The organism is Lysinibacillus sp. FJAT-14222, assembly GCF_001278875.1.
GTDB lineage: Bacteria > Bacillota > Bacilli > Bacillales_A > Planococcaceae > Lysinibacillus > Lysinibacillus agricola.
Genome location: NZ_LIYL01000044.1, coordinates 172,680 through 199,514 on the forward strand (window position 1 = coordinate 172,680; position 26,835 = coordinate 199,514).

43 protein-coding genes are annotated in these 26,835 nt (G+C 30.1%); 42 read left to right on the top strand and 1 reads right to left on the bottom strand.

Annotated elements, in window-relative coordinates; genetic code table 11:
* Nucleotides 1-3: 3 nt before the first annotated feature.
* The 7 genes from AN161_RS18230 to AN161_RS18260 all read left to right on the top strand — a co-directional run bounded on the left by AN161_RS18230 (nt 4) and on the right by AN161_RS18260 (nt 2,671).
* Entirely contained in the window at nt 4-186 is a 183-nt protein-coding gene (locus tag AN161_RS18230) for a hypothetical protein (protein WP_053595761.1), read from the top strand.
* A 42-nt stretch (nt 187-228) separates the two neighbouring features.
* Nucleotides 229-642: a hypothetical protein gene (locus AN161_RS18235; protein WP_053595762.1), complete on the top strand. Its 414-nt coding sequence runs from the start codon at nt 229-231 to the stop codon at nt 640-642.
* Between the two features lie 197 nt (nt 643-839).
* A complete protein-coding gene (locus tag AN161_RS18240; protein ID WP_053595763.1) occupies nt 840-1,031 on the top strand; it encodes a hypothetical protein in 192 nt (63 codons plus the stop codon).
* 127 nt (nt 1,032-1,158) lie between these two features.
* Nucleotides 1,159-1,410 carry a hypothetical protein gene (locus AN161_RS18245; protein WP_053595764.1) on the top strand — a complete coding sequence of 84 codons (252 nt, stop codon included), beginning with the start codon at nt 1,159-1,161 and terminating at the stop codon, nt 1,408-1,410.
* A gap of 21 nt (nt 1,411-1,431) precedes the next feature.
* Nucleotides 1,432-1,740, top strand: a complete 309-nt coding sequence (locus AN161_RS18250) for a hypothetical protein (RefSeq protein WP_053595765.1) — start codon at nt 1,432-1,434, stop codon at nt 1,738-1,740.
* 4 nt (nt 1,741-1,744) lie between these two features.
* Entirely contained in the window at nt 1,745-2,371 is a 627-nt protein-coding gene (locus AN161_RS18255) for a sigma-70 family RNA polymerase sigma factor (RefSeq protein WP_053595766.1), read from the top strand.
* A gap of 42 nt (nt 2,372-2,413) precedes the next feature.
* Nucleotides 2,414-2,671 carry a hypothetical protein gene (locus AN161_RS18260; protein ID WP_053595767.1) on the top strand — a complete coding sequence of 86 codons (258 nt, stop codon included), beginning with the start codon at nt 2,414-2,416 and terminating at the stop codon, nt 2,669-2,671.
* 13 nt (nt 2,672-2,684) lie between these two features.
* Here AN161_RS18260 and AN161_RS29835 read toward each other — a convergent pair whose 3' ends face one another.
* Nucleotides 2,685-2,846, bottom strand: a complete 162-nt coding sequence (locus AN161_RS29835; protein WP_158003061.1) for a hypothetical protein — start codon at nt 2,844-2,846, stop codon at nt 2,685-2,687.
* Between the two features lie 91 nt (nt 2,847-2,937).
* On the opposite strand from AN161_RS29835, the gene AN161_RS18265 reads away from it, so the two are divergent.
* The 35 genes from AN161_RS18265 to AN161_RS18420 all read left to right on the top strand — a co-directional run bounded on the left by AN161_RS18265 (nt 2,938) and on the right by AN161_RS18420 (nt 26,723).
* Complete coding sequence (locus AN161_RS18265; RefSeq protein WP_143114915.1) at nt 2,938-3,126, top strand: hypothetical protein; 189 nt, start codon at nt 2,938-2,940, stop codon at nt 3,124-3,126.
* A gap of 47 nt (nt 3,127-3,173) precedes the next feature.
* Nucleotides 3,174-3,422 (top strand): hypothetical protein, encoded by a 249-nt coding sequence (locus AN161_RS18270; protein WP_053595769.1) that lies wholly within the window; start codon nt 3,174-3,176, stop codon nt 3,420-3,422.
* 12 nt (nt 3,423-3,434) lie between these two features.
* The gene (locus tag AN161_RS29840) at nt 3,435-3,608 is read left to right on the top strand and encodes a hypothetical protein (protein WP_158003062.1); all 174 of its coding nucleotides are present in this window, start codon (nt 3,435-3,437) and stop codon (nt 3,606-3,608) included.
* 31 nt (nt 3,609-3,639) lie between these two features.
* The gene (locus AN161_RS18275; protein WP_053595770.1) at nt 3,640-3,942 is read left to right on the top strand and encodes a hypothetical protein; all 303 of its coding nucleotides are present in this window, start codon (nt 3,640-3,642) and stop codon (nt 3,940-3,942) included.
* A 36-nt stretch (nt 3,943-3,978) separates the two neighbouring features.
* Nucleotides 3,979-4,404 carry a hypothetical protein gene (locus tag AN161_RS18280; protein ID WP_053595771.1) on the top strand — a complete coding sequence of 142 codons (426 nt, stop codon included), beginning with the start codon at nt 3,979-3,981 and terminating at the stop codon, nt 4,402-4,404.
* Between the two features lie 49 nt (nt 4,405-4,453).
* Entirely contained in the window at nt 4,454-5,035 is a 582-nt protein-coding gene (locus AN161_RS18285) for a hypothetical protein (protein WP_053595772.1), read from the top strand.
* 29 nt (nt 5,036-5,064) lie between these two features.
* The gene (locus tag AN161_RS18290) at nt 5,065-6,312 is read left to right on the top strand and encodes a hypothetical protein (protein WP_053595773.1); all 1,248 of its coding nucleotides are present in this window, start codon (nt 5,065-5,067) and stop codon (nt 6,310-6,312) included.
* A gap of 58 nt (nt 6,313-6,370) precedes the next feature.
* Nucleotides 6,371-6,655 carry a hypothetical protein gene (locus tag AN161_RS18295; protein ID WP_053595774.1) on the top strand — a complete coding sequence of 95 codons (285 nt, stop codon included), beginning with the start codon at nt 6,371-6,373 and terminating at the stop codon, nt 6,653-6,655.
* A gap of 427 nt (nt 6,656-7,082) precedes the next feature.
* Nucleotides 7,083-7,904 (top strand): prohibitin family protein, encoded by an 822-nt coding sequence (locus AN161_RS18305; protein WP_053595776.1) that lies wholly within the window; start codon nt 7,083-7,085, stop codon nt 7,902-7,904.
* Nucleotides 7,905-7,988: 84 nt separating this feature from the next.
* Nucleotides 7,989-8,540 carry a hypothetical protein gene (locus tag AN161_RS18310; protein WP_053595777.1) on the top strand — a complete coding sequence of 184 codons (552 nt, stop codon included), beginning with the start codon at nt 7,989-7,991 and terminating at the stop codon, nt 8,538-8,540.
* A gap of 89 nt (nt 8,541-8,629) precedes the next feature.
* Nucleotides 8,630-8,797 (top strand): hypothetical protein, encoded by a 168-nt coding sequence (locus tag AN161_RS29845; RefSeq protein WP_158003063.1) that lies wholly within the window; start codon nt 8,630-8,632, stop codon nt 8,795-8,797.
* A gap of 28 nt (nt 8,798-8,825) precedes the next feature.
* Nucleotides 8,826-9,194: a hypothetical protein gene (locus tag AN161_RS18315; protein ID WP_053595778.1), complete on the top strand. Its 369-nt coding sequence runs from the start codon at nt 8,826-8,828 to the stop codon at nt 9,192-9,194.
* Nucleotides 9,191-9,607 (top strand): DUF1064 domain-containing protein, encoded by a 417-nt coding sequence (locus AN161_RS18320; RefSeq protein ID WP_053595779.1) that lies wholly within the window; start codon nt 9,191-9,193, stop codon nt 9,605-9,607. Before AN161_RS18315 ends, AN161_RS18320 begins: the two co-directional genes overlap by 4 nt.
* A gap of 226 nt (nt 9,608-9,833) precedes the next feature.
* On the top strand, nt 9,834-10,853 hold the full coding sequence (locus AN161_RS18325) for a hypothetical protein (protein ID WP_053595780.1): 1,020 nt from the start codon (nt 9,834-9,836) through the stop codon (nt 10,851-10,853).
* Nucleotides 10,847-11,602 carry a hypothetical protein gene (locus AN161_RS18330; protein WP_053595781.1) on the top strand — a complete coding sequence of 252 codons (756 nt, stop codon included), beginning with the start codon at nt 10,847-10,849 and terminating at the stop codon, nt 11,600-11,602. Before AN161_RS18325 ends, AN161_RS18330 begins: the two co-directional genes overlap by 7 nt.
* Before the next feature lie 51 nt (nt 11,603-11,653).
* The gene (locus tag AN161_RS18335; protein WP_053595782.1) at nt 11,654-12,796 is read left to right on the top strand and encodes a hypothetical protein; all 1,143 of its coding nucleotides are present in this window, start codon (nt 11,654-11,656) and stop codon (nt 12,794-12,796) included.
* 66 nt (nt 12,797-12,862) lie between these two features.
* Nucleotides 12,863-13,543 carry a hypothetical protein gene (locus AN161_RS18340; RefSeq protein WP_053595783.1) on the top strand — a complete coding sequence of 227 codons (681 nt, stop codon included), beginning with the start codon at nt 12,863-12,865 and terminating at the stop codon, nt 13,541-13,543.
* Between the two features lie 10 nt (nt 13,544-13,553).
* A complete protein-coding gene (locus tag AN161_RS18345; RefSeq protein WP_053595784.1) occupies nt 13,554-15,008 on the top strand; it encodes a replicative DNA helicase in 1,455 nt (484 codons plus the stop codon).
* Between the two features lie 26 nt (nt 15,009-15,034).
* Nucleotides 15,035-16,072: a hypothetical protein gene (locus tag AN161_RS18350; RefSeq protein ID WP_053595785.1), complete on the top strand. Its 1,038-nt coding sequence runs from the start codon at nt 15,035-15,037 to the stop codon at nt 16,070-16,072.
* The gene (locus AN161_RS18355) at nt 16,073-17,746 is read left to right on the top strand and encodes a DHH family phosphoesterase (protein ID WP_053595786.1); all 1,674 of its coding nucleotides are present in this window, start codon (nt 16,073-16,075) and stop codon (nt 17,744-17,746) included.
* A 13-nt stretch (nt 17,747-17,759) separates the two neighbouring features.
* Complete coding sequence (gene dnaE / locus AN161_RS18360; protein WP_053595787.1) at nt 17,760-20,945, top strand: DNA polymerase III subunit alpha; 3,186 nt, start codon at nt 17,760-17,762, stop codon at nt 20,943-20,945.
* Nucleotides 20,946-21,040: 95 nt separating this feature from the next.
* A complete protein-coding gene (locus tag AN161_RS18365; RefSeq protein ID WP_053595788.1) occupies nt 21,041-22,060 on the top strand; it encodes a hypothetical protein in 1,020 nt (339 codons plus the stop codon).
* Nucleotides 22,061-22,123: 63 nt separating this feature from the next.
* Nucleotides 22,124-22,363, top strand: coding sequence for a hypothetical protein (locus tag AN161_RS18370; protein ID WP_053595789.1), 240 nt, complete (start codon nt 22,124-22,126; stop codon nt 22,361-22,363).
* A gap of 30 nt (nt 22,364-22,393) precedes the next feature.
* On the top strand, nt 22,394-22,603 hold the full coding sequence (locus tag AN161_RS18375; protein WP_053595790.1) for a hypothetical protein: 210 nt from the start codon (nt 22,394-22,396) through the stop codon (nt 22,601-22,603).
* A 48-nt stretch (nt 22,604-22,651) separates the two neighbouring features.
* Nucleotides 22,652-22,927, top strand: a complete 276-nt coding sequence (locus tag AN161_RS18380) for a hypothetical protein (RefSeq protein WP_053595791.1) — start codon at nt 22,652-22,654, stop codon at nt 22,925-22,927.
* A gap of 135 nt (nt 22,928-23,062) precedes the next feature.
* On the top strand, nt 23,063-23,551 hold the full coding sequence (locus tag AN161_RS18385) for a hypothetical protein (protein WP_053595792.1): 489 nt from the start codon (nt 23,063-23,065) through the stop codon (nt 23,549-23,551).
* Nucleotides 23,552-23,601: 50 nt separating this feature from the next.
* Nucleotides 23,602-23,781, top strand: coding sequence for a hypothetical protein (locus tag AN161_RS18390; RefSeq protein ID WP_053595793.1), 180 nt, complete (start codon nt 23,602-23,604; stop codon nt 23,779-23,781).
* 37 nt (nt 23,782-23,818) lie between these two features.
* Nucleotides 23,819-24,106 (top strand): hypothetical protein, encoded by a 288-nt coding sequence (locus AN161_RS18395; protein ID WP_053595794.1) that lies wholly within the window; start codon nt 23,819-23,821, stop codon nt 24,104-24,106.
* 3 nt (nt 24,107-24,109) lie between these two features.
* Complete coding sequence (locus AN161_RS30195; protein WP_198926909.1) at nt 24,110-24,256, top strand: hypothetical protein; 147 nt, start codon at nt 24,110-24,112, stop codon at nt 24,254-24,256.
* Between the two features lie 61 nt (nt 24,257-24,317).
* A complete protein-coding gene (locus AN161_RS18400; protein WP_053595795.1) occupies nt 24,318-24,554 on the top strand; it encodes a hypothetical protein in 237 nt (78 codons plus the stop codon).
* Nucleotides 24,555-24,580: 26 nt separating this feature from the next.
* Nucleotides 24,581-24,790 (top strand): hypothetical protein, encoded by a 210-nt coding sequence (locus tag AN161_RS18405; RefSeq protein WP_053595796.1) that lies wholly within the window; start codon nt 24,581-24,583, stop codon nt 24,788-24,790.
* Between the two features lie 14 nt (nt 24,791-24,804).
* Nucleotides 24,805-24,960: a hypothetical protein gene (locus AN161_RS29850; RefSeq protein WP_158003064.1), complete on the top strand. Its 156-nt coding sequence runs from the start codon at nt 24,805-24,807 to the stop codon at nt 24,958-24,960.
* A gap of 37 nt (nt 24,961-24,997) precedes the next feature.
* On the top strand, nt 24,998-25,477 hold the full coding sequence (locus tag AN161_RS18410; RefSeq protein WP_053595797.1) for a hypothetical protein: 480 nt from the start codon (nt 24,998-25,000) through the stop codon (nt 25,475-25,477).
* Between the two features lie 127 nt (nt 25,478-25,604).
* Nucleotides 25,605-26,429, top strand: coding sequence for a hypothetical protein (locus tag AN161_RS18415; protein WP_053595798.1), 825 nt, complete (start codon nt 25,605-25,607; stop codon nt 26,427-26,429).
* A gap of 48 nt (nt 26,430-26,477) precedes the next feature.
* Complete coding sequence (locus AN161_RS18420) at nt 26,478-26,723, top strand: hypothetical protein (RefSeq protein ID WP_053595799.1); 246 nt, start codon at nt 26,478-26,480, stop codon at nt 26,721-26,723.
* Nucleotides 26,724-26,835 lie beyond the last annotated feature (112 nt).

Sequence of the window (26,835 nt, forward strand, 5' to 3'; positions counted from 1 at the left end):
TTTATGGATAAGAAATTAATTAAGGAAGCAGTAATTGAAATGTTTAAGAGCGGTGAGTTACAGTTGGATGTTGGCTGCGGATGTATTGGAGACGAAACATTTATAGAAGTTGAACTATACAACGTGACACAAGACGGTGTAAAGATTAGTTTAGCTAAAGATTATGACTATATTCCAGTAAAATAATTAATTAAAAGTGGAATATTATAGAAAGAAGGAGAGAGTTATATGAAAAAATTTAAAAAACATAAATTTATATCAATGGAAAAGTTGTGTAGAATTTTTGATAAAAAAGAATTAAACATTCATTTGTATCGTGACGAACTGAGCTATTGGGATTATGTAATATGGAAAAAAGATATTGTCAAAGTAGGATATGGACAATATACATTTTTAAATGTTGATCAGACATATTTTGATATAAAATTTAAAAATAATGATTGTGAAAAAGTTGAGTTCATGAATATACGTAGAAAATTAAAAGAAATAATTACTTTAGAAGAATTAAAAGAGTTTTCTCAATATAGTAAAATAAAACCCATTTATAAATTTACTGATTTTGATGATATTCCTCTTAATTGTGAATCTGGTGAATTAGGTGGTAAATATTCGGTGACCTTAGTAGGATTGCTAATGAAATAAAAGCGAATATCGTAAATTAAATAATAAAATACATAAAATGCACTTGAAATTAATAAGTTGTTAGATTAAGATATATTTAACAAATGAAACGAAGAAATGATAATTATAACATTCTCATTATAAATAAATAGTTGTTATGTAGCAAAAGTCGGTGATTAATTAATAAAATACATAATAATGAAATGGAGATGTTGACGATGTATGAAGAGATAAAGCAGGTTAGTAGTGACCCCATAATAGATGATAAACTAAGACAAGCTATGATTAAGCAAATGGAAATAGGTTATCAACAAATGTATGAAATCAATCTTCAAATGGCAAACGACATGTTTCATCTGGAAAGTGAAGCTGAAACAATTAATGATAATATTGTAAAAGGTGAATGGTAAGTTAACTAAAGAAGACTATGTTGCTTTAATAGTAAATACTATAAATTAATATTAACTGTTAAAGCAATGTGGATTTTAATAAACGGATGTTTTTAATTTAAAAATACATAAGAATAGAGGTGTAAAAATGGTTATACATTTATTAGATGAAATGCGATTCAATAGAAAGACATCTCAGCAATACATTATTACATACGAAACTAAAGAAACTATTAAAGAAATATCTAAGTTAGGTTCAATTACATACAAATCACCAGTATTAAATGTTTTATTTATTGATACATATAAAAGTAAAAATGAGTTACTTAAGATCGAAGGAGTGATGAGTGTAACCGTACCAACGAAAGGTAAGTTATTAAATAATAAGGAAAGATATTGATATGGAAAGGTGGGATCTGTAGTGAGTAAAATTACACTAAATCAGTTTATATATGATAAAATTAATGAATTACTAAATACATATAAAGAAGTAGAATTTCATAGTGCGAACGATGTAATGTTAACAAAAGGCGGATGTTCAGAACAATTTACATCCAAAGCAACAGATTTAAATAAGATAGGACAAGGTATTAGTATTCATGACGTTGATAATACAGAACGTTTCCCATTTAAAGAAAATGGAACTAAGGTATTGTTTAATATAAAGCGTCCACGTAAACGAAAGTTTGAATTACATACTGAATACTTTATCTGGGATCGAGAAGGGTAAATAGATGGATAAATTAACAAATGAAGAATTAGTGGAGTTATATAAGAAAGGCAAAGAAGAGGCAGGAAATGAATTATTTAATAGGAATAAAGGTTTAATCTATGAAATCGTAAGAAAGTTTAATAATAAGTCTAGGTTGAGCGAAGAAGATATAATAAGTGCATCTTACTATGGATTTGCAAAAGCTATTAAAACTTTTAATGAATCAAAAGGAATAAAATTCTCTACATACTGTTACACTGTTATGAAAAATGAAGTATGTAAAAGTTTAGAATACTACAAATATAAGAAGAATGATGACTCAGATTTTATTATTTCATCATTAGACCTTAAGATATCTTTAGAAAATAAAAAATCTTCTTTGATAGAAATATTGGACGCTTCAGATAACGATGTATTACATAAAAATGACTATACATACTTACATAATGCAATAGAATACGCAAGGACACTGATAATTGAAAAGTATCATCCGTACTTATTACCATTGCTATTTAGAGAAACAACTACGTATGAAGTAGCTCCAATTATTGGGGTAAGTCCAAGAACAGTGCATTATACAACTACAATGTTTAGAGAGCATGTGCGTGAATATATTTATCATTATTCAAATGGTGAAATAGTTTCCTAGTTTTAAATGAAAGAATGATATTAATGAAAGGATTTGATAAACGTGAAATTTAATAGAGGTACATATAACAGAATTAGTGAGGAAGCAAGTCTACTTAGTATGACAGCGTCTCAATTATCACTAGCTTTTGAATTAGATGATAAAGAACATTTGAAGGATAAAGAACTACTTAGTGGATATGAAGAACGTCAATTAGTCTTAATCAAAGATAGTATTGCTCGTATATATGCGACTCTAGAGTTATGGGAGGTAGAAGGGCATATTGACCATGCATTTGAGCATAAAGGAGAAGAAAAATAAAAAAAGGATGATTTCATCCTTTAGGTTTATTCTCAGACTTCTTATTAAGATGTTCTAGTGCTTCAATATACTTCTTGGCGATTTCTAATTCATCTTTAGAAATATCATTGAACAAATTTTTCAATGCAAGATGCTCATCACAATTAACTTTATTAGTATTAAGTTTTTCAGACATACATAATCAATCCTTTACAACTTATATCACAGTTAATGTTAGCATTTCACATTGATTATTTTCAAATAAAACGATTATATGGGAGGGATTTATGATGAGTAGCACTGTAACATTTATGGATGCTATGGAGGCAAGTAAGAATGGTAAAGTTGTAAGATTTTATGACAAAGAAGGTTTTTATAATTCAGTATTTAAATACAATTATCCAATCAATGAAAACGGAATTGAACTATACTCATTTGAAGATTTAATTGAAGGAACTTGGGTTATTTTAGATTGATAAAACTAAAATAAAAAATAAGTATTATTGAAGGGATGAGAGTCATATTGGAAGTAAATAATACAGTTCAATTAATTATTGATTTAATCAATGAATATGATAACAACGGAGGCATTTTAACTCAAAAATTAACATTAAAATATGCTAAAAAGATTAATGAATTAGATGAGTATAAGAAGTTAGAAAGCAAATTAGATAAAATACATAAAGATTTGCTTCAGATGAAAAAGGTCAATGACTGTAAATATGTAGATATTGATTATATGTTAAATGCTATTGAAAATGAAAAATATTAAGGAGAGATTTTAATGAATGATAAAGAAATAGAAATGACATTACCAAATGGATTCACTGTTGCAATTTTTGAATATGAAGGAAATATTGTTTTGGATTTGATAAACGATAGAGGGTACTCAGTTTCAGATACAAAATTACATAAATCAGAAATAGCGAAAATACATGAGATAACTGCTATTAAATAATAATTCACTTTTATAAAAGGAGAATAAAACAATGAATGTAAATCACATCATTGCCGAAAAGATAATGAAATGGGAGACTGATGAGGAGTCTGGCCGTTGGAAAGTTAAGCATATGCTTCTAGGTAAGTCGTATTGGAATCCTACCCACACTATTAGTGATGCTTGGGAAGTGCTAGAAACTTTCGAAGAAGGTTTAGTCAGAAAGAGAATGAATGGTTTAAATTATCGTGCGTGGGTTATACATGAAAATAAAGAATGCTCAGCATTTGGTAATACACCTAGCGAAGCTATTGTTAATGTTGCATTAAAAGCACATAATATTGAAATTAAGTAATAGTACGATATCATCTAAAAAAAAGGAGATGTTACAATGTTTAAAAATATTTTTAAGAAATTCAAAAAGAAAAATAATACTCAACAAATAAATAAGGCTGTTGTTCCTGAAGAGAAATACATTTTCAATAATGATGTAATTGCATACAAAACTAAGAATGTTATTGATGAAATTAAGTCAAAGTATAAAAATATTGTTATGACATCAGTAGTAGATGTTAAATTTGAAATTTATAATAAAGATATTGAGTTCATCACACTTATGCCAACCATTTCTAACTCAACTGGTGAAGTGAATGTGAGAATTGAAGACATACTAATTGAAGGCGATTTACTTGTATCAATTAGTGCGTTTGATGGAAATGGGAATAAGATTGAGGATGATATTAAACTAAAGTTTAAAAATGCCAAAATTGATACACATTCAAATAAAATTACTGTAGATCCAAATAACATTATTTAATATAGAAAATACATAAAATACACGTATTATCGAAAAGAGGAGGTTTAAATTGAATACTGAATACCTAAAAGAACAACTTGATAATATTATGTCTTTCCGTGATACATATAAAACTTCTACAACAGAAGATAAATATTTACATAATGAACTATCTAAGATGATTAGAGTGATTAAAAGTAAAATTTGGGATGAAGAACATGATGAATACAATAGGAATAGACTGAAAACAAAAACTATTGATGGTGTAGAGATTGTTATTCCAGAATTTATAAGTGGTCTTGATGACGATTATGAGTTTAAACATGTCGACAATACTTTATATGCTCTACCAAGTAAGTGCTCAAAAGACGAAGATGGTTCATTTCATGAGTACGTATATGCGTATATTAAAGAGAATGATAATAAACATGTTCGATTTCTTGTTAGATTACTAGGAGGAGATAGGTTTGGAGATCGAATTTTTACAGAGGCAAATTATTATAAAAAGATAGAAAGTAATTATAAGTATCTAAATAAAAACTACGGAAAAGATGATCGTTTTCCAGAGAAGTTTAGAAAGCAAGTTGAAACAATTATTAATGAATTTAATAAGTTAGATGGAGTTAATGATTTCAATCCAATTACAAAATAAAATACATAGCGAAAAGGAGAATAAACATATTGAATACACAATTTGAAGAAAAGAAGTTGCTGAAATTACTAGGAAGTGAATTAGTAGATTTATTTAAAAAGTACAATGTATTTGTAGCAGGTGGAGCTATTACAAGTATTTTTACTAATAGTGAAATTAATGATATTGATGTTTACACTCGTAATGAAGATGATTTATTGGGACTTATCGAAGAACTATTTGATCACTGTGGAAATAAAGTTTTAAGTAGTACGAAAAAATCTACATTATTTGCAGATGGAGAGTTATTAGTTCAAGCAATACATTTCAAATGCTTTGATACAGCAGAAGATATTTTTGATTCATTTGACTTCACATCAGTTATGGGAGCATATGATTTCAAAGATAATAAGTATTATTTCCATGATGATTTCATGAAACATAACTCTCAAAAAATTATCAAGTTTAATTCAAATACTGCATACCCATTAATTTCAGCATTACGTGTTCAAAAGTATGAAGATAAAGGGTATAAGATTTCCAAAGCTGAATATCTACGAATTGTCATGACATGTATGAAATTAGAAATTAACTCATATGAGGAATTACAGGAACATTTAGGTGGAATGTATGGTGTTAATCTAGACAAACTGTTTGAAGATATTAAAGATGATGAGTTTAGTTTACAAGCAGCTATTGAAAAGTTGGCAGAAATTACATTGTCAGATGAGTACTTTGAGAAACCTGAGCTTGAGTTCATTTTAGAATTAGACGAAGTAATTAGTAAAATTTCACCTAAAGCAATTAAATATGTTGAGTTTAAAGGTAAGATTTATCGTGTACATAATAGTGGAGAAATTGATGAAGAAAGTGTCAAATACGACAATCACACAATGTTAGATATTAAAGACATATTCAAAGATAATAAGTTATATAAATTTGTTAAAAAGAATGAAGATGGTACATACAGTAGTTACTACGATGATAAATTTACATATAAGATTGGCGAAATAGCAGAAGCAAATGGAGCAGTTGGTACATATTCTTGTGATAAAGGTAAATTGCACTTTAACACAAAAGAGAAAATTAAAAAGTCTACATATTTTGATAAGAAAGATAAAGTTTTATTAGAAGTAATGTTCAATACAGATGATTTGCTTGATATTGATCATTCTACAAAAGTGACAGCTCGTAAAGTATATGTTGTTCGTGAAGTGCCAGAATTGGAATGGAAAATGTGGATCGGGAATAAACATGTCTCAAAAGAAGGAGCATATTGTGATTCACCTCTGTTTTAATTAAGTAATATTCTGCTTTTATGAAAGTATCTTCAATGGGAATAGGAGGGCTTACAGTTTGATTAAACTTATAAAGAAATTGATTAAAGGTGACGGAGAATTAAGTTTTTGGTTCAATAAAGGGAATAAAAACACTTCAATTCATGATTATCGTTATATTCGTAAGCAGAATTATTTAGAGTATGGGAATGATCCAGATATCAATATTAAGCGTAAATGGGGAATTCATACCAACGGAGCTATCAAAGGCAACAAAGAACATAAATGTTTAGATTGGCAGCTTAATTTAGGTCATATTCATTTTAACTATACTAATTTCAACTACAATAAAAGGGTTATATAATCATGATTAAACTAACTAAAACACAACAAAGAATTCTATTCACAATGTATAAAGACTCTATCCTGAGGAATATAAGTATCGATGATTTGATATCATCAGGTTATTATAATAATCCATCAAACAAGAGGTTATATGAAAATGTACAGAAAGAATTACGCAAATTTATAAGAGTTTTTGAAACTAGCATTATAAAAGAACTCACAATTGAAATAGAAAACATTAAATAATATTTCAGTTTTATTTAAGAAAATATATAAAAGGAGATTGATTAATTGAGGGCAATATTATCGTTATTGATTATAACAGTAATAATTACATATGTAATAACATTTATATTTCCATCATTAAAGAATTATATTAAATCAGAAGTAAATAGAATTAACAAAGTATACAATACAAAATCAAACGATGAAGAGGAGAATGTAAAATGAGCTTAAAAGGTATTTTAGGTTTAGTAGGCACAGGAATTGGAGTATTAGGTTTATCAATTGGACTTATGGTATTTGTCGAAAAAGTACCTGAAGGTAAGGTTGCTGTAGTCTATAGTCCATCTAATGGAGCTAAAGAAGTGTTAAATCCAGGATGGCACTTAGTAGGATTATTAGAGAAGACTCAAGAATATCCAACACGTGTTACTATCGTGAAAGATAATATTAGTGTAACTACAGAAGATGGAAAGAAAATCACTATGCCTGTTCGTTATGAAATGAAAGTTGATAAATCTAAAGTATTAGATATTTTTAAAGAGTTAGGATCACAAAAAATCGAACAAATTCAAGAAGGTTATCTAGCACAAAAACTTTTTAAATCAGCACGAGAAGTTGTTTCAGGTTACTCTGTATTAGATATTTATGGAACTAAAACTTCTGAAGCATCTGCAAAAGTAACTGAATTAATGGCTAAAGAATCTGATAAACTAGGATTCATCATTGCAGATGTAACACTTGGTACTCCTGAACTGGATGAAAACACACAAAAAGCAATTGATGCACGAGTACAAGCTTCACAAGAATTAGAAAAGTTAAAATTAGAGAAACAAATTGCAGCTGAACAAGCAGAGAAGAAACGTATTGAAGCCAAAGGTACTGCCGATGCTAAAATTGAAAAAGCTAAAGGTGAATCAGAGGCAAATAAATTATTAAGCAACTCTATTACTCCTGAATTACTTAAACTTAAAGAAATGGAAGCACGAATGGAGCATGGTTGGGTTTCTGTACAAGGAGCTAATACTACAGTAGTGAAGGAATAGAGATATACATATATTGTGGTCGATTAGAAATAGTTGACCACAATTAATTAAAAATCACATTTTATAAAAATTGGAGGAAGATAGATGCATAAATTTTACGAGGATCTAAAAGTATTCATTCTAAATCAAGATCAAGAGACGAAGAAGACACTAATTCCGTATTATGAAACATTATTGCAGCTAGAGTCATACTCAGAAATGAAGGAGTTGCTAAATGACTATACTTGCTTAGACGACATTGAGTTTGTAGAAAGTGATAATGGTTGGTTAATTGGAACGTTTGAAATACATAATAATTCATTAGGAGTAGTTTACAAAATCCATTTAGAGTTGGGTAACATGTCAGGTAGTTATTGTGAATGCAGTACAACTGATGAACTCTACAATATAGAACATGATTGTTGCGGAAATGGATGTGACTTCTACGCTCCTAGAATTTCGATCACTAAAGAAATAAGTATTGTTAGCCATGATTTTCAGGGATATGCACGTGATTTATGGGCTTTAGAGGAAAAATGGACGACTGATTATGAAAAAGAAGCATTACATAAAAAGAACTTAGAAAAAGCTTTAGAAATAGAAGCACAAATCGAAAGGTTACAAAATGATTTACGCATGGTACAAACACAGTTATAAAAATTAAATAATAAAATACATAAAAATACTTGTAATATTAAAATAAGATGTTATAATAAATATATAAGTTAAGAAAGGGAGTGATGACGATGGTCAGTAGATTGACTTATGAACATGAGATGGAGATTTTGAACGAGCTAGACTTATTGAATGAACAACAAGAATTTACTCGTGATAATGTTGTTTGGTGTAATAAGACGATCAAGAAACTGCTACTAGAATTACATTTTATAAGAAATGATATTATTAATCAATAAAATACATAAAAAGTTAGGTGATTTGATATTGGTAGAAACTCCAGTGGAAGAAAAGAATGCAGTACAGTTAACTGAAGACTACAGAATTACAAGTGATCAACGTAACATCATTTTGCAGAAACGTTATCAGAAGCGTGAAGGTCGTGGGAAGAATTCTCCTCTAATTGATAGTTACGACTACAAGGATGTAGGATACTTTGGTAATTTAAAATCATTACTAAATGGATTAGTGAATTATGAAGTTCCTTTATCAGCTACAATGACAGGAAAAATTGAAGATGCACATCTACAAATTGAAAAGTTACGAGATGAGATTGTGCAGCATGTTTTGGATAAGGTGACTATTCTTCAATACAATCCTAAGTTAAAAGAAAATGTAGACGGTGATGCTGATTGACCAAGTACGGAGCTAAAAAAGTAGTAGAAGATGATATTCGGTTTGACTCGAAAATGGAACGTGACTACTATTTATACTTAAAGCAACAACGATCACAAGGTGAGATCAAAGGTTTTACTTTACAACCGTCTTTCGAATTACAATCCAAGTTTGAAAAGGATGGTAAAAAGTACAGAGCAATTACATATAAGGCTGATTTCAAAGTAATACATAATGATGAAAGTATAGAGATAATTGATGTAAAAGGAATGACTACACCTTTATTCAATATGAAGGAGAAAATGTATCATTATCATCATGGTCATCCATTAACTCTTATTACATACAGTAAAATTGATGGCGGATGGATAACATTAGAAGCATTGAAACAAGCTAGAGCATTACGGAAAAAGAATAAAAGCAAGAAAAAGTAATTAAAATTAACTATCGAACCTTGAGCGATGTAAATAATTGAAGCTTAAATTAATGAAGGTAAAAATAACTAACATTCGCATGTTCTCAAACAATAAGTTTCGCCAAAGCTTATTACATATGTTCTCAGTAAAATCCTAATATTATTTAAACTTTTAGTTAGGTACATTGTGATTGGTTCGATAATTAATAATTAAAATACATAATTGAAATGGAGAGATTTATTTAATGGCTAAAACAACTCATGGATTACCGGAAACAAAAGGATTCTTCCGATTACGAGGAATTGCAACAGGATTAAAAAAGGAAGATGCCCTTAAACCACAAACATTCCCATCAGGTGCAGAAAAGAATACAGCAAAATTCGGTGTAAAGGTAGACCAAGAATCAACTGTCTTTATTAATGTAGAAGGTTTTAAAAGTAAGAATGCATATCTTTTCAAACAGTCTGAAGTTAAAGGAGAAAAACCGCAACAAAAAATTGTACCTTGGGATGATCGATACAACTACGAAGAAGAAGGATTTAAAGTTATCGGTACTCGCTTAGGATTAGAAAAAGATGAGAAAGGTAAGAACGTCATTTCTACATTTGCACAATACGATGCAGCAGAAGAAGTAGTTAGCGGTTTAAGTGATGATACTTCTATTTATATACAAGGTCAAATTGAATACTCTTCATTTAGAAATCGTGAAGGCGATGCCATTCGTAATAAAAAGCTGCTTGCTGATGCAGTATTCTTAAATACTAAAGATATTGATTTTGAAGAAGAAGGATTTGAATCATTATCAGATTTTAAACAAAAAATTGTGTTTATCGGAATTGAAAAAGCTGAAAATGGAGATAAATTCTTAATCGAAGCAAAAATCATTACTCAAAATTCAATCGAAAATGTAGAGTTTGTAGTTTATGAAAAGTCTCTAGCAAATATGATCAAGAAGAATTTAAAACCATACACATCTATTGATGTTAGTGGGAAAATCGTCAATAAGGCTGATGTAGAAGAAGTAAAAGAAACTGACTCTTGGGGCAAAACAAATTCATTTGACAGAGCAAATACATCATATACTCGTGAATATGTAATCGAAGGTGCTAATCCAGAAACAATTGATACTGAAACGTATACCCAATCAATTGTAGATGAAGCGTTAGAGAAATTAAATGCAGAAGGTCAACAGAAGTCATCTGAAACTTGGGGCAAAGGCAAAAAAGAAGAAGTTGAGATTGAGGAAGACTCATTACCTTGGTAACAGACATTATAGAAGATATAAAAAATATTACCTTATACATAATGGATGAATTAAATATTGATAGAATGCCAACAATTGAAGAAATAAGGCGTTCAAATTATCGTGAATTGGAAAGAATGATATATTCTAATGGTGGTATGACTTTGTGGGCGAAAAAATTAAATTTGCCCACAAAGAAAAAGATATATAGAGATTCCAGTTTGACAAAAGAAGAAGAGATAATCAGAGGCATCAAACAGGTTCAGGAAATATTAAAGATAAACTGTATGCCAACATATAGTCAAATTAGAACAACTTTAGAGAATGGTTACAGCATAACAGGATTAATCTCTAAAGGTAATGGATATAGATATTACGCTAACTTATTAAACTTAGATTTACAAACTTCTGAAACCAATTTTGGAATAGATTATGAATTTAAAACACTAGACATGCTATTAAACAAAGGTTTTGAAGTTGAAAAAATGAGTGTTAAGCATCCATACGATATATTAGTAAATAAAGAAACTAAAATCGATGTTAAGACATCTAATTTACATAATACTAAAACTGGTTCGTTCTTCAAGTTTAATATCTGGAGTAAAAAGCATAATTGCGATTATTATATAGCACATTGCGTTCTTGATGAGAAAATATTTAAAACTTTAATTATTCCTTCTAAGGAACTTCGATCTTATAATTTTAGCGTAGGAATGAGAAGTAAATATGACGTGTATAAAGATAAGTGGGACTTAATAAAACAGGCATAACATTTGTAATTAAAATAAAAAATACATAATTAATAGGAGTGTAATTTATTCATGGCAAAAGCTAAACGTGGTAGTACAGTAAAAAAAGGTTTAAAGTTCTTTAATTTTGGTGAAGCAGGAACTTGGAAATCTACATTTGCATTAGACTTCATGAAGATGAAAGGCGAAAACGGAAAGCCGTTACGTGTATTATATATCGATTGTGAAGCAGGTAGTGTAGATAACTACCTTGAATCGCTTGAAGAGCAAGGTATTAACTTAGACAACCTTTTACTTGTTTATACAACATCTTATTCAGAGGTTGAAGAGTGGGCGCAAAAAGCCATGCAAGAGGAGACATTGTATATCGAAGATGATGAAGGAAATCTTGAAGAAGTATTCGATGCAGATGGAAATCCTTTCATTGCAGATGTAATTGTAGTAGATGGCATTACGGTAATTAGTGATAATGTAAAATTTGCTGCAATCAATGTATCAGAAAAACGTGCTAAGTTAAAAGCGAAATCTCAAGATAAAACAGCTACAGAGCAGTTTGTGGCTGAGTCCACTGCAGGATTAGAATTTAAAGACCACGACAAAATCAAAATGAAGGGTAAGAATTTGTTACGTAGCCTTATTACAGGAACAGATAAATATGTAGTAGTGACTTCTCGTGAGAAAACTAAAAAGCAAATGGTTGATGTTGATGGAAAAATGCAATTAGTTGAAGTTGGCAAAGTCCCTGATACATGGGATGGAGTAGAGTACGAGTTCTTTACAGTACTACGTCATTTCGAAGATGATATGGGACAAATTAAAGCACAAGTAATGCGTAAAGATAGAACACAAGTTTATGCTCAAAATGTTGTAATTGACGATCCTTCGCCTTTATTATGGCAAGATGTAATTGATAAAAACAAAGGTAAAAAATCGAATGTTGTAGGAAATAGTATGTCAGATTCTATCAAAAAAGATGAAGACTTATTATCTGAATCAATGACAAATAAAAAAGAAAAAGCGCAAGAAGAAGAAGCTCTTCCAGAAGTGGCTGTAGATAGTTTGCGTGACGAGATCGGAAAGTTAATTTCAGCATTAACTCCACTGAAAAAGAAATCGTTAGGTGCAAAAGTTAAGGCTTCTGGTTTGGATATTGACTTTAACCAAATTGAAGCTATTTCAGATTTAGAGAAATTCTTAAAATTAATTAAAGAATAATACATACAACATTAGGGGATTGAATTTTTTCTTTCCCCTTATTTTTTAAAATGAGGTGTAGCTATTATGAAGTACAAATGTCATTCATGTGATACAAAAAAGCTAAAAGAATTAAAATTGCAAGGATTAGATAAAGATAAACATGGAAAGTCAATTAGATTACAGTCAATCGACACTGAAAGAGATTCTTACTTAAAAATAAACGGAAGGTATTACCATGAGGAGTGTTTTAAAAATGAATTAACTAAGAAAGGCAAGATGAGTAAGGAGGAAATAGACGGCATGATTGTCGGTTATCAATTAGAACAACATAAAGACAAACAATTAGCTGAATCTAAAAATAGATTTTATGAATGGATCAAAGAACATTATCAAGTTACATTGCCTAATTATTATTGTATGAGGGTTGATAAGATCACACAAGGGAGAGACGACAAGGTTTACGGTTCGATTTCCTATGATGAGTTTTTAGAAATGTACTCTATGTTGATTAATTACCTAGCAAAGCAAACATTAAATAAGAAATTCAAAAACACTTCTCAGAGAATGAATTATGAATTAGCTATTGTTATTAGTAAATATGAAGATTATAAGAATTACAAAGAAAGATTAGAAGAAAAGAATCATCAAACAGTTGATATCAAGTCAAAAATCGACTCCTCTAATAAGTTCAATCAAGTAGTTGAAAAAGCCAGAAAGGATACTGACGATTTTAGAGTAGCAGATATTCACGATGAGTTGATCTAGGAGGAAGCAAATGGTTGAAAAAAGAAAAGATAATGACTACGCATCTGAAGCATTATTAGTTGGTTCATTATATAAAAACGTAGATTTATACATAGAATATGCGGATTTAATTAAATCAAAATACGATTTTCACGATGAAGAACTTCGTTATTTATACGATATGTTTGAGCTGTTTTATATGACGTTCTCACAAGAAATGAACGAGTCAAAATTCACTATCTTTATGAGTCAGGATAGCGAACGTGCAAAGAGATATAAAGATATAGGTGGTTGGCGAACAATCGAATATCAAATGAGCCTAGCAGACGATAAAGATATTGATAGGTATTTTGATACAGTGAAGAAGTATTCATTAATACGTGAATTCGCAAGAAAGAACTTCCCAACAGATAAAATGTTACAACATCCTAAGTTTCCCCAGATGAAAGCTGAAGATATTATCAGTACAATGCGTTATGCAGTAGATAATATTAATACTGTTATTGGTGGAGGAAAACAAGCAACACTATTAGGTAGTAAATTTAAAGATAAATTAGAGTCATGGAAACAGACTCCAGACATCGGGCATCCATTACCTTTCCCTAAGTGGGATGAGTACTTTAGAGGGTTACGTAAAAAGAAAGTATTGGTCGATGGTATGTTATCGAATGAAGGTAAAAGTAGACGTATGGCTAAGGTAGTAAACTTCATTGGGGTATTAAAGCGAGTTCCTATCTTAGTATTGGTTAATGAGCAAGATGAAGATGAGTGGTACGCAATGCAAGCATCTACAATTTGCAATAACTATGAGTTTAATTTTTTAAATACGAATCATGACAATAAAGAATCACTTACGAATATCACAGAGTCAGACATACTGAACGGTGTTTACGAGTCAGAGGAACAGTATCATTTGATTACAGAAATTGTAGGAGAATGGATTAAAGAAAACACAAGGGTTTATTTCTTAGAGCTTAATCAGTATTCAGATGAAGACTTACAACGTGAAATTAAAAAGCACGTATTAGGATTAGGTGTAGAAGTAATTTATTACGATACTTTAAAAGGCTTTAAGGGCGATCAATGGGAGACAGTTAAGCAGACAACAACAATGATTAAAAATGTTTGTGGAGAAATGAATGTCGCAGGATACTGTACAATTCAATTAACTGATGAGACTCATAATATCGATATCTTTGATTTGAATTCAAATAATATTGCCAATGCTAAACAGCTATATCACGTAGTCGATCATATGATTTTGGAGAAACGGTTGAATCCTAATGATTATCATAAGTACAGAATTACTAACGAATGGGGTACATACGAATTGGATAAAAATAAAACGTACTATGGTCAAAAAATAGCAAAGAATCGTGGTACAGGTAAGGGAACTGTCTTAGTTACAGAGGTGAATTTAGATAGGAATACATGGTATGAAGTAGGATTTCTAACTAAGGTATTTAAACCGAAGAACGATAAATAACTTTATATGTAATTGAGGTGAATACTTTGGATGCTTTAGATTTAAAAGAAAGGATTATTGATGATGATAAAGTTAGATTAATCCTAGAAGAATTAGGTATGCATTCAATAGAATCAAACAGTAGGTACTATTCTTGTGGTATGCCTGACGGAGACAATCAAAACTCGACTATTATATATAGGGATAATTTAAATGTTGATGCATATACAAGAAACATAAAAGACGCTTACGGTAATAGCGATATCATTTCATTAGTATCATATGTAAATGAAGCTTATTTCTCCGATAGCTTAAAGTGGATATGTGATGTTTGTGGTTATGATTATTATGAAAAACAAAAGCCAAAATCAAAATTAGCAACATGGGCTAGAGATATGATGCGGATAAAAAATAGAGAAAAAGAATCTGTTGACGAACACCTTGAACCTATAGATGAAGAAATCCTTAATTATTACGGTCTTTATGTGACTGATTTATTTAAAAATGATGGAATAGGTTATCATACACAAGAGGAATTTGAGTTGGGTTACGATATAGAGTCAAACATGATCGCCATGCCAATTCGAGATGAATTAGGGAATTTAGTGGGAATTAAAGGAAGATTGAATAGTGAAGTTGTTAAACCGCACGAAAATAAGTACATATATCTGCATCCTTGCGCTAAGACAAAAATCTTGTATGGTCTAGACAAGGCAAAACATAACATATTAAAACAAAAAGAAGTGATAGTACTAGAGGCTGAAAAGAGCGTTCAACAACTTTGGGATAAAGGAGTAAAGAATGCGGTTGCTATTGGTGGTCATAAATTATCAAAAACACAAGTGAAAAAGTTGACTTTGTTAGGTGTGAGAATTGTAATTGCATACGACAAAGGTGTAGAGATAGGTAGGGATGGACTCGTAGATAAAAACTTCTATACTAATGAATTTGATAAATTTATGAAGAATCAAGAGTTGTATTGCATCTATGATACAAAAGGTTTACTTAAAGATAAGGAAAGCCCTAGTGATAATTTTGATAACTGGAACAAGCTTTATGAAACGAAAAGAAAGGTGAGAGGTTGATTGTTTAAATACGAACTAATCGGAGACAATGACTATATATTTGATATTATTGGTACTCTTTCACAAAACAGAGATGTTTCAAACCTTAATGATTATCTTGATTTAGATAAATCAGTTACTCAGGATTGGAAAATATTAAAGAATATACATAATGTTAAAAATGCAATTGCTAAACATATTGATAATGGTTCAAAAATACATATAGTTGTAGACTCAGATGCTGATGGTTATACAAGTGCATCAATATTGTATCAATATTTAAAATTACAAAACGAAGAATTAGACATTGCTTATCACATTCACGACAAAAAAACACATGGCATTGCAAATGTAAGTGATGGCTTAGAAATAGATTTATTATTAATTCCAGATGCTTCATCAAATGAAGAAAAAGAACATAAACGGTTTTATGATAAAGGCATAGATGTTGTAGTAATTGATCACCATGAAATAGATTGTGAAGAAAGTAAGTACGCAGCAATCGTTAATCCATATTTAAATAATGAAGGCAATATGTCATTAAGTGGTGCAGGGATGGTATACAAAGTATGCCAAGCATTAGATGAACACTACGATACCGATTTTGCCGATTATTTCTTAGACTTAGTGGCAGTAGGAAATGTTGCAGATATGATGTCATTGAAAGAATTAGAGACACGTTACTTAATTAATGAAGGTTTACTAAATATAAATAATTCATTTCTACAAGCATTAATAACCAAACAAGAATACTCAATGAAGAGTAAATTAAATCCAACTACTATTGGTTTCTATATTGCGCCTCTCATTAATGCTGTTACTAGGATAGGAACTATTGAAGAAAGAGAAGACATGTTTAAGGCGTTTATCGAGTATAAAGAGCTAGTTGAATATACTCCTAGAGGAAAAGATAAGTCAGAGTTAGTTCCTTTTGTAAGTGACTTTGCCAGACAATGTGTAAACATAAAGTCACGACAAGACAGAATGAAAAATAAGATGGTAGAAGCTATTATTGAAAAAGCATCAGTGAATGACGAAGATAAGGTTTTATTCCTAAAGGACATGAATATTGATAATGGATCAAAAGGTTTGATAGCTAACCAACTAGCAAGTAAATTTATGAAGCCGATTATTATTGTTGACTACAATAGCAAAGAGGGTTTGTATACTGGTAGTGGGAGAAGTTATGGTGGATTTGATGAGTTAAGGGATATCTTAAACGATAGCGAACACATTGAATACGCTAAGGGTCATGGATCAGCATTTGGATTAGGAATCAGTAAGGAAAATATTGAAGGTATTACAACGCATCTAAATGACCTGATGTCTAAAGTTGATTTTAGTAAGAAGTATAAAGTTGATTTTTTAATACCTTTAAAATCAATGAACTCATCTGTTATCGAAGAAATTAGTGAGCTTTCTCCTGTATGGGGAAAAGATTTATCTGAGCCAAAGATAGTAATTAATGATTTTAAATTAAATGATGTAAACTTAGAAATCATTGGTTCTAAATTAGATACGATTCAAATGCAACGTGGAAATATTACGTACATAATGTTTAAACAGAATGAAGAAGCTATTTTAAATATAAAAAATGCAAAAGAAATTGAAATAGTTGGAACTTGTAGTATTAATAAATATAAGGGAATCAAGCAATATCAATTTATTATTGATGATATAAATATTATTAAGTAATGGAGGTTATAACTTGGACAACTATACTGTTTACCACCTTCATAGTGATGTATCTAATTTAACCGCAGGTACAGGAGCAGACAGTATAACTAAATTTACTGATTACCTTGATAAAGCTCAAGAGTTAGGAATGCATTCAATTGCCTTTTCTGAGCATGGAAGTGTAATGAATTGGGTAAAGAAGAAGCAAGAGGTAGAAAAGCGTGGATTAAAATATATTCATGCCAATGAAATTTATTTAACTAAGGGGATAGGAGTAGAAGAAGTAAAAGGAAAAGACAAATTAATCCTTCAACGTGATAATTATCATTTTATGACTATTGCTAAGAACTATGAAGGAGTAAAAGAATTAAATGAATTAACTTCAAGGTCTTTTAACCGAGAAGATGGTCACTTTTATTACAATCCACGTTTAACATTTGATGACTTAAAGAACACATCAGACAATATCATTATGACATCTGCATGTTTGGCTTCTCCAATTTGGCGGTTATATAACAATGCATATGAAGTTATAGGTGGTAACAAGGTAATTAAAGACGATAGTTTACATATTGAATACGAAGAGTTGATGCAATGGTTTATCCAAAATAAACATAGAATGTTTTTTGAGGTTCAATATCATACACATCCAGAGCAAGTTAAGTTTAATCAAATGTTATCATACCTATCAAAAGAGACAGGGATTCCATTGATTGCAGGAACAGATACACATTGTTTGAATAATATTCATGCAAAAGGTCGTGAAACACTTCTTAAAGCTAAAGGTGCTAGTTATGGTGATGAAGATCAATTTGATTTAACAATGAAATCATTTGATGAATTAGTAGAAATGTTTGAAGTTCAGGGTGCTTTATCACGTAATGAGTATTTAGAGGCTATTGAAAATACAAATGTAATGTCAAATATGATAGATGGTTTTGAATTAGATAGAAAACCCAAGTACCCTAAGTTGTATGAAAATCCAATTGAGGTATTTAAAAGTAAGATAAACGAAGGTTTCATAAAACGTGGATTTAATAAGCTGCCAAAAGAAGAAAGAAAAGTTTACTTAGACCGTGTGCATGAAGAATTTGATACATATGAAAAGCTAGATGCAGTTGACTACATGTTGCTGCAAACTAACATTATTGAGTGGTGTCACGAAAATGACATTTATCAAGGATACGGACGTGGTTCTGTAAATGGCTCACTTATTGCTTATCTGTTAGGTGTTACTGAGATGGATAGCGTCAAGCATAACTTAAACTTTTTCCGTTTCTTAAATCCAGATCGAGTTTCAATGCCAGATATAGATGTTGATTTTGAGCCATCTCGTAGACAAGACGTAATTGATTACTTGGCATCAATTAAAGGAATTGATTTTGCAGAAATTATCACATTTAATACAATTGCAACTAAAGGAGCTATTCGAGATGTATCTCGTGCCTTAAATATTCCTTTAAATGAAGTAGATGAAATATCAAAAGCTGTAGATAACAACACATTGGACAGATATAGAAGTAAATACAAAGAACTATTTGAATTTGTCGATCTATTAGAAGGTACTATAGTTTCTATGGGTAGTCATCCTTCAGGATTTGTAGTTTCTCCTATTGACCTTAATAGTCATATATCAACAATCTACACTAAGGAAAGTAATTATAAAGTAACTTCAATCAACATGAAGGAATTAGATGGTCAATCATATGTAAAACTAGATATATTGGGTCTAGATAATATCGAGATAATAAACGAGACTTGTAAATTAGCTAATATTGAACGGCTTACACCAGATAATATAGATGTAAACGATATGAATGTTTGGAGATCGCTTCGTGACTCTACGCTTGGTGTGTTCCAATTTGAATCTGATACTGCGTTTGATTATGTACAACAGTTGTTTAGTGATAAGACACTCTCAAATATAAAGAGTGATATTGGAGAGATTGACTATATCAGCTTGTTAAGTTTAGCTAATGGTGCGATCAGACCTGCAGGCGATTCTTACAGAAGTAAATTGTCTAATGGTATTACGAATGATAACGGGCATGTATCTTTAAACGAATTTCTTAAATCAAACTTAGGCTATTTAGTTTTCCAAGAAGATATTATGCGGTTCTTAACTGACTTCTGCAATCACTCTGGTTCTGAATCTGACAGTGTAAGACGAGGGTTAAGTAAGAAAGAGGGGACAGAACAGTTCTTACCCAAAATTAGAGAAGGATTTATAGAAATAATGACAACTCAGTATGGGGAAACAGTTGAAAAGTCAGAAGAAATACTTCAGAGCTTCTTAAAGGTAATTGAGGATGCTTCAGATTATGGATTTTCTCTAAACCATTCGCAACCATATTCATTTATTGGTTATGTGTGCGCATACTTAAGATATCATTATCCACATGAATTCATTACAACAATATTAAATGTACGAGAAGATAAGATGGATAAGAGTGCAAAAGTAATTGCTTATGCTAAACAAAAAGGAATAAAAATTAAGCCAATCAAGTTTGGCAAATCTAAGTCTAAATATGAGTATAGTAGCAGTGATAAATCTATATATAAAGGGTTAAAATCAATTAAATTCATTAATGATAATATATCTGAAGAGCTATTTGAATTAGCACAATCTAAGAAGCATACGGATTTTCTAGAATTACTTATTGATATAACAGAAAATACATCAGTTAACACTAGGCAGCTCAATATTCTTATTCGATTAGGATTCTTTAGTGATTTTGGCAATAGTCGATATTTAGAGCTAATTGCAGAAAAATTTAATGATCGATATAAAAAAAATCATAAAGATAATACGAAAGCCAAACGAATTCAAGAGGTTCAGGAGTTTATCTCAACTCTAATTGATATCAATGACTACTCAATTAATGAAAAAATAATGTTTGAAGTAGAGGTATTGGGATACCCACAGAGTACAGATGATTCTTATGATAAATCGTTTGCTGTAATTACTGATGTAGAAACTAGGTATTCTCCTACCATAAAGTTATATATTGTAAACAATGGCAGTGAAGTAGAAGTTAAAATTAATAAAAAATTGTTTACAGACAACAAGGGTAAAGCGCTATTAATTAAAGGTGACTTAATCAAGGTGTTAAAAGTTGATCGTAGACCTAAACAACAGTTAATAGGAGGTAAATGGATACCGACTGATATAATGCAGAATTGGTTGTCGGCATGGGAGTTAACTAAGAAGGCTTAAACATTTATATTACAAAATACATAATTTTGATAAAAATTAAATATTATTAAATGTAAAAAAGGAAGTGGGTTATTCTGCAAACAAAACACGTTGTGATGTTCTCAACAGGAGCAGGAAGTGCATGGTTAACTAAGTATGTAGTAGACAAGTATGGTAAGGAAAATACGATCATCTTAATTACAGACACTAAATGGGAAGATGAAGACAATTACCGTTTCATGAAAGAAGTTGCTGATTACATTGGAATAGAAATTACTGAGAAATCAGATGGACGTACTCCAGAGGATATATTTAGAAAGGATTTGTATTTTGGAAACTTCGGAACAGCTCCATGTAGTAAAGAGTTGAAGATGAAGCAAACATTTTTATACATACAAGAATTAATTGAACAGGGTATTTTACCAATCTTATATTTTGGCATTGATTATAAAGAAGCTAGACGTGCTCCTAGGTTGGCTTATAACTATAAACATAATGTAGACGTGTTTGAGGATGGAGTAGAGTTACGTTTCCCTCTGATAGCTGAAATTGATGGTGAACCAGTAAATGGCAAACAATTAATACATAATAGAGATTTTCTAAATTCTGATAAAATGCCTAAAGTATACAATAAGGAAATTTATGAATCATTAGAATCCCAAGGAGCTACTATTTGTACTGCTAATCCGAAGCACGAAATCGAGAATAATTGGGGAATTAAATTACCAAGAATGTATAGTGCTGTTGAAGAAGCTGCTAAAGATAAGAGTAATATGAAAGCAAATGAACTTTTAGAAAAAGGAGTCAAAGGTTTTTCTCATGCAAATTGTGGAGGAATTTGTGTTAAGGGAGGTATGGGGCATTACTCTGTATTATATGCTGTTTGGGAAGATCGGTATTTAAAAATGGAAAAGTTAGAGCGAGAAATCAATGATGCCCAAATTGCAAAGAATGGTAGACGTTATACAATTTTAAGTAAGTTGATTCCTACTGGTGAGCTTGATGAGAAAGGTAAAGAGAAGAAAAAGAAAGTACCTTATTCATTAGAAGAATATCGATTAGAAGTTTTAGAAGGAGATATTAACTCAAACGTAGAGGTAGAAGAAAATACGATAGCATGTGAGTGCGTATTCTAATCAAGAAAATACATAATTTGATTTAAATAAAAGAAACCTATTATGAAAAGGAGAAGGTGTAATATGAATAATGAAGTTGAATTAATTAAAGTAAATACAGATGACTATGAAGTTTTATATGCAAATGGAAAGTTAGTATTTGAAGAAGATTCTTTAAATTTATCAGAAGTGATTAATTACTTGGTTAATAAACATATCGTTAAGTATGTTACATATTACATAAAACAAAATAAATTAGCTGAAGTTTATAATTGGAGCTTTCCAAACGATTTTAATGAGTTTGATGTTAGTCATTTGAAATAAAAGGAGTATATCGTTGAAGGGATTGATGTTGTGGAAACTAAAGAATCTATGATTCAAAGTATTTTAGATAATAATTTCAACAATGACGGATTTACGGTAGAAGGAATCATAAGAGTGCTACCTAGACGTTATGATAGATATGGACGAATGTATGGTTGGGATGACGAGGAATTTTATATCAGAGCATTCATTTACATAAGGCATATTAAAGGATTTAAAGAGTATTTGAAGGATAAGTAGTATCAAATAGAAGGAACATAAAATAAATATAATAGGAGACATGATAGTATGATTAAAATTGATACAAGTGGAATGGATGACCTTATAAAAAAGTTAGATAATGCTCAAAAGCACATTAGTTTTACTATGGGAGAAATGTTAATTGACACATTAGGACATCATGTATTCAATGAATTTGAACTCAAATGTAATACGAATAATATTGAATTTGAAAGCGACGAGTTTATTTCAGAATTAGATAACGTAGTTAAAGTTAATACTAATTACGCTAACTGGGAGGAACTTCGTAGTGACTATATGTTTAAACGTCTTGGTTTGAAATAAATAGATGAAAGTTTGTGAAATCTGACACCTTGTAAACCTTGTTATATCAACATTCTTGATTCGATTTCACAAACTTTCTTTAAATAATATTCATCTTTTATTTAAATAAATATATAAAATTAGGAGGATCAATTTATGAAAGAAGTATATGTTGTTACTTATGGAACTTATTCGGATTATGGGATTGACTGTATATTTACAGATTTAGAAAAGGCAAATAAATATGTGAAGTTGCAAAATAATGGAGGAAGTGATGATTATAGAATCGAAACATATCCGTTAGATCAAGTTGTGATTGACTCAGTTAAAATAATTAAAGTTTACGCAGAAAAAGAATTAAATAATGATGATTATAAATTTAAATATGAAATTGTTGATGTTATAAATGAAGACTTTAACATCAATCGTACTCGGGTTAGTGTCAAGGATTACAGTCATAAGAAAAGTTCTAATATTACATTACGTAGGAAATTTAAAGGTGACGAAATAGGAATTGTAAATAAATATAAAAAAGTAGTAGAAGATTACTTCTTTAAGATTGAATCTAATTGGGACATATATAAAAGTTATGAAGGTGAAGAATCAATATCTGCAGACTTAGAAAAAGATATTAATATTATTTAAATAATAAATACACGCATATTATTTAAAGTTAAAGAAAAAGGAGTCATTTTATGAAATTTAAAGAATTACTAAATCTAGTGAGTGCTTCTGAAACGATTGTAGTTGAGGGCACTAATAACCTTTACAATACTACATATAATGATCTTGATTATGATGAAATATTAAGGAATGCTGATGTTAAAGGTATTTATGTGAACAAAGAAGGAATTTTAACAATTAGCTTTCAATAAAATCACACTATTATTATAAGAATGGAGAGATCAACCAATGAATAAAGAGTATGAATATAATATCGAACTAGAAAATGGGAAGTATAATATGGTTTTAACTAATGATTACAAGGTTCAATACTTACGAGGAGGAGATATTTGGGTAGAAGACCCTCCTGCGCCTAAAATGTTGATATCCTTTATGGACAAATTTGAACAATTAGAGAATCAGTTAATAGAAGCTAAAAATTTATTGGACTATGCGCAAGATGTCCTTAGCAATGTACATATGGATGACAGCGAAGTATATCAAGAAATTAGTGACTTTCTAAATAAAGGAGAATGATTCATGACAAAAGAAATGATTACAATTGCTAAAGAAGAGTATGATTCCTTATTGGAGTCATCTGAATTTCTATCTTGCTTAGAAGCCTGTGGAGTGGATAATTGGGGTGGATACAGTGATGCTTATGAAATGATGAATAACGAGGATTAATAAGTATTCTATAAAAGATTAGTATTATAAAAACAAATACATAAAAGGAGATTTATTAATCATGGAGCAATTCATCATTGTATCTGGAGAAGTAGGAGACTGGGAAGGACTATATTTTAAAGGTAAATTGTTTAAAGAAAGTCATCGTATCACTACTTATGACATCATGAATCTATTGAAAGACCATTACAAAGAGTTAGATGGTACTTTTGGTAAGTATACAATTAATCAGGACTACTTAGAGACTAATGGATTATTACCTAGCAATTTTAAAGATATCAATAAGAATATGCTTTAATAAATATATAAATGGAGTTGAGTCTTATGCAGGATGGGAAAACAGTAACCGAACAAAATGTGTGGGAACATTACAAAAGGGTGGAAGCAGAAAACTTTCACCTAAAGAAACAACTTGTCAATAAGAATAGACAAATTAACCAGCTTAAGCGTGTGATTAGTCAATGGAAAAGTAAGTATGAAAAACTTATGGAGAATCGTAAGCCTAAGTACAAAAATACAATCAGAAGAAAGTAAGGAGATGGATATTAATGGATAGTGTAAAAGTTAGTATTAGATGTGAGACAGGGATTTTCAATCGTAATGAAGTGGATATGAATCAATATCTAGAATTAGTAAATGAAGATGTAAGTGTTTTACTACCAGAGAATCAATTCATTGGTGTTAAGGTTACGGTTGAAAAATAAGATAGGTGGCAACTTACGCCAGAGGAGAATAATTAATATGAAAAATTTCTTAATGAATGTAATGGACTTAAAAGTTTTTGATGAGAAAGGTAAATTTATCACAAAGTTAGATACTGCTACAAAAGGTGAATTAGTACATAGTGATCAAGCATCATATTTCGCAATTAACATTTCGGATTTTAATATTGATATGATAAAAGCCATTGGAGAAGTTGAAAATACTGAATCATTATCTGATTTCGAAAAAGAATTAGCTCCTAAGTCAACTAAGATTAAATTTAAACCATTGTATCGCAATGAAAATGAGAAGAAGTTTAAGTTGGTTGCTGAAGGTGAGTTATATAATAGCTCTGGAGACGTTTCTCATGACTTTAAAGTGATTATTAATGAGTCAGTATTGATGTCTGGATTAGAATTTGAATTTAGTAATGTCGATATCAGTGAATATACACATGTATTTGCTATTCGTGTAGATGATAATGGAAATAGCTTTGAATTAGAATTGATTGAAAAATAAGTAGTAAATATAGTAGGAATATGGTGGAAATATCACTTTATTATCATATTCCTACTATAGAATTTAGATAAAATGACAATATTATTTAAATAATAAAAATACATAAACAGAATGGAGAAATTAATGTATGACGATTTTACAAAACGCTTATAATGCCTATTTATCTAAGAAGTACGAGAAAGAGATTAATGAGTTTAAAGACTACGCTTTGAATAAATTAGACAAATCGATCACAAATACAGAAAATAATTTATTACGTTACGTCACTAATGATCATTACGGTTACGATAAAATTCAAAGCGAGAAAGAAACTTTAAAAACATTACAGAAATTAAAAAGCTGCGTATCAGGAAATATATTGTCATTAAATATTAATTACGGAGAGTATCCAGTATATATCACATATGAGTTAGAAGAAAAGTACAATAAATTGAACGGCTTGATTGTAAAAGGTGAAACAGTGCAATTTGATGAAAATAAGTATAAATGGGATTTGACTAATACCAACGCAGCAACAGACATTATCAATAAACACTTTGAAGAAGTGAAAAATATTATTGATGAACAAACAAACGATCTTGCTGAAATTAAAGATGATAACAAGAATAACTTAAATGGTGACATTGATTTAAAAGCTTATATTCAAGAACGTAAAGATGAGCATATGAAGATGATTGAGGAAGAAAAGAATAAGCAACAAGAAATACATGATAAGCTTATGAAAAATATTAAATTTACAATGGATTATTGGGAGAAATACTATAAAGATAAGCTGAGTGAAATTGATAGTAATTTCAATATCTCAGTATCAATAAATGAACTGTCGCAAGGAACGAAATTGGCTCTCAAAATCATCAAACCCGAAGCCTTAGGTTTAAGTAATGAAGAAGCAAAAATGTTTGCAGATATTATTGTGGATAAAATTAAGAAGAATAAGGGTGGATTGTATTAAATAATATTTTGATTTTATAAAACACATAAATCGAAGGGAAATAAAATAATGGTAAATGAAAAGTCATGGAAAGAGTTTAGAGAGTCTGGACTATTTTGGTGGATTAACATGCTACTACACACCTTCGGATGGGCTATAGTTATGGAATTTGAAGACGAAGAAATTAAACGAGTTTATCCTGCTAGAGTAAAGTTTAGAGGCTTTGACGAGGATTCAAATACAGACGGCTACATTAAAGTTAGTGAGTATATGAAGGAAAATGTAGAACAGTTAGCTAAAGAGGCTAAAGAGTAACTAGTAATATTTTAAAATACATAAAATTAAAAAGGCCTAAATTGCAATTACAAGTTGAACACTTTTTTTTAAAAACACCCCAGAGGTTCCTTTGTCTTCTGTTTGTCGGTCG

What these genes read in the sequence shown, in the direction of transcription:
- AN161_RS18230 (WP_053595761.1), top strand. Translation starts at nt 4, where the DNA reads ATGGATAAGAAATTAATTAAGGAAGCAGTAATTGAAATGTTTAAGAGC.
- AN161_RS18235 (WP_053595762.1), top strand. Translation starts at nt 229, where the DNA reads ATGAAAAAATTTAAAAAACATAAATTTATATCAATGGAAAAGTTGTGT.
- AN161_RS18240 (WP_053595763.1), top strand. Translation starts at nt 840, where the DNA reads ATGTATGAAGAGATAAAGCAGGTTAGTAGTGACCCCATAATAGATGAT.
- AN161_RS18245 (WP_053595764.1), top strand. Translation starts at nt 1,159, where the DNA reads ATGGTTATACATTTATTAGATGAAATGCGATTCAATAGAAAGACATCT.
- AN161_RS18255 (WP_053595766.1), top strand. Translation starts at nt 1,745, where the DNA reads ATGGATAAATTAACAAATGAAGAATTAGTGGAGTTATATAAGAAAGGC.
- AN161_RS29835 (WP_158003061.1), bottom strand. Translation starts at nt 2,846, where the DNA reads ATGTCTGAAAAACTTAATACTAATAAAGTTAATTGTGATGAGCATCTT.
- AN161_RS18265 (WP_143114915.1), top strand. Translation starts at nt 2,938, where the DNA reads ATGATGAGTAGCACTGTAACATTTATGGATGCTATGGAGGCAAGTAAG.
- AN161_RS29840 (WP_158003062.1), top strand. Translation starts at nt 3,435, where the DNA reads ATGAATGATAAAGAAATAGAAATGACATTACCAAATGGATTCACTGTT.
- AN161_RS18275 (WP_053595770.1), top strand. Translation starts at nt 3,640, where the DNA reads ATGAATGTAAATCACATCATTGCCGAAAAGATAATGAAATGGGAGACT.
- AN161_RS18280 (WP_053595771.1), top strand. Translation starts at nt 3,979, where the DNA reads ATGTTTAAAAATATTTTTAAGAAATTCAAAAAGAAAAATAATACTCAA.
- AN161_RS18305 (WP_053595776.1), top strand. Translation starts at nt 7,083, where the DNA reads ATGAGCTTAAAAGGTATTTTAGGTTTAGTAGGCACAGGAATTGGAGTA.
- AN161_RS18310 (WP_053595777.1), top strand. Translation starts at nt 7,989, where the DNA reads ATGCATAAATTTTACGAGGATCTAAAAGTATTCATTCTAAATCAAGAT.
- AN161_RS29845 (WP_158003063.1), top strand. Translation starts at nt 8,630, where the DNA reads ATGGTCAGTAGATTGACTTATGAACATGAGATGGAGATTTTGAACGAG.
- AN161_RS18325 (WP_053595780.1), top strand. Translation starts at nt 9,834, where the DNA reads ATGGCTAAAACAACTCATGGATTACCGGAAACAAAAGGATTCTTCCGA.
- AN161_RS18335 (WP_053595782.1), top strand. Translation starts at nt 11,654, where the DNA reads ATGGCAAAAGCTAAACGTGGTAGTACAGTAAAAAAAGGTTTAAAGTTC.
- AN161_RS18340 (WP_053595783.1), top strand. Translation starts at nt 12,863, where the DNA reads ATGAAGTACAAATGTCATTCATGTGATACAAAAAAGCTAAAAGAATTA.
- AN161_RS18345 (WP_053595784.1), top strand. Translation starts at nt 13,554, where the DNA reads ATGGTTGAAAAAAGAAAAGATAATGACTACGCATCTGAAGCATTATTA.
- AN161_RS18365 (WP_053595788.1), top strand. Translation starts at nt 21,041, where the DNA reads ATGTTCTCAACAGGAGCAGGAAGTGCATGGTTAACTAAGTATGTAGTA.
- AN161_RS18370 (WP_053595789.1), top strand. Translation starts at nt 22,124, where the DNA reads ATGAATAATGAAGTTGAATTAATTAAAGTAAATACAGATGACTATGAA.
- AN161_RS18380 (WP_053595791.1), top strand. Translation starts at nt 22,652, where the DNA reads ATGATTAAAATTGATACAAGTGGAATGGATGACCTTATAAAAAAGTTA.
- AN161_RS18385 (WP_053595792.1), top strand. Translation starts at nt 23,063, where the DNA reads ATGAAAGAAGTATATGTTGTTACTTATGGAACTTATTCGGATTATGGG.
- AN161_RS18390 (WP_053595793.1), top strand. Translation starts at nt 23,602, where the DNA reads ATGAAATTTAAAGAATTACTAAATCTAGTGAGTGCTTCTGAAACGATT.
- AN161_RS18395 (WP_053595794.1), top strand. Translation starts at nt 23,819, where the DNA reads ATGAATAAAGAGTATGAATATAATATCGAACTAGAAAATGGGAAGTAT.
- AN161_RS30195 (WP_198926909.1), top strand. Translation starts at nt 24,110, where the DNA reads ATGACAAAAGAAATGATTACAATTGCTAAAGAAGAGTATGATTCCTTA.
- AN161_RS18400 (WP_053595795.1), top strand. Translation starts at nt 24,318, where the DNA reads ATGGAGCAATTCATCATTGTATCTGGAGAAGTAGGAGACTGGGAAGGA.
- AN161_RS18405 (WP_053595796.1), top strand. Translation starts at nt 24,581, where the DNA reads ATGCAGGATGGGAAAACAGTAACCGAACAAAATGTGTGGGAACATTAC.
- AN161_RS29850 (WP_158003064.1), top strand. Translation starts at nt 24,805, where the DNA reads ATGGATAGTGTAAAAGTTAGTATTAGATGTGAGACAGGGATTTTCAAT.
- AN161_RS18410 (WP_053595797.1), top strand. Translation starts at nt 24,998, where the DNA reads ATGAAAAATTTCTTAATGAATGTAATGGACTTAAAAGTTTTTGATGAG.
- AN161_RS18415 (WP_053595798.1), top strand. Translation starts at nt 25,605, where the DNA reads ATGACGATTTTACAAAACGCTTATAATGCCTATTTATCTAAGAAGTAC.
- AN161_RS18420 (WP_053595799.1), top strand. Translation starts at nt 26,478, where the DNA reads ATGGTAAATGAAAAGTCATGGAAAGAGTTTAGAGAGTCTGGACTATTT.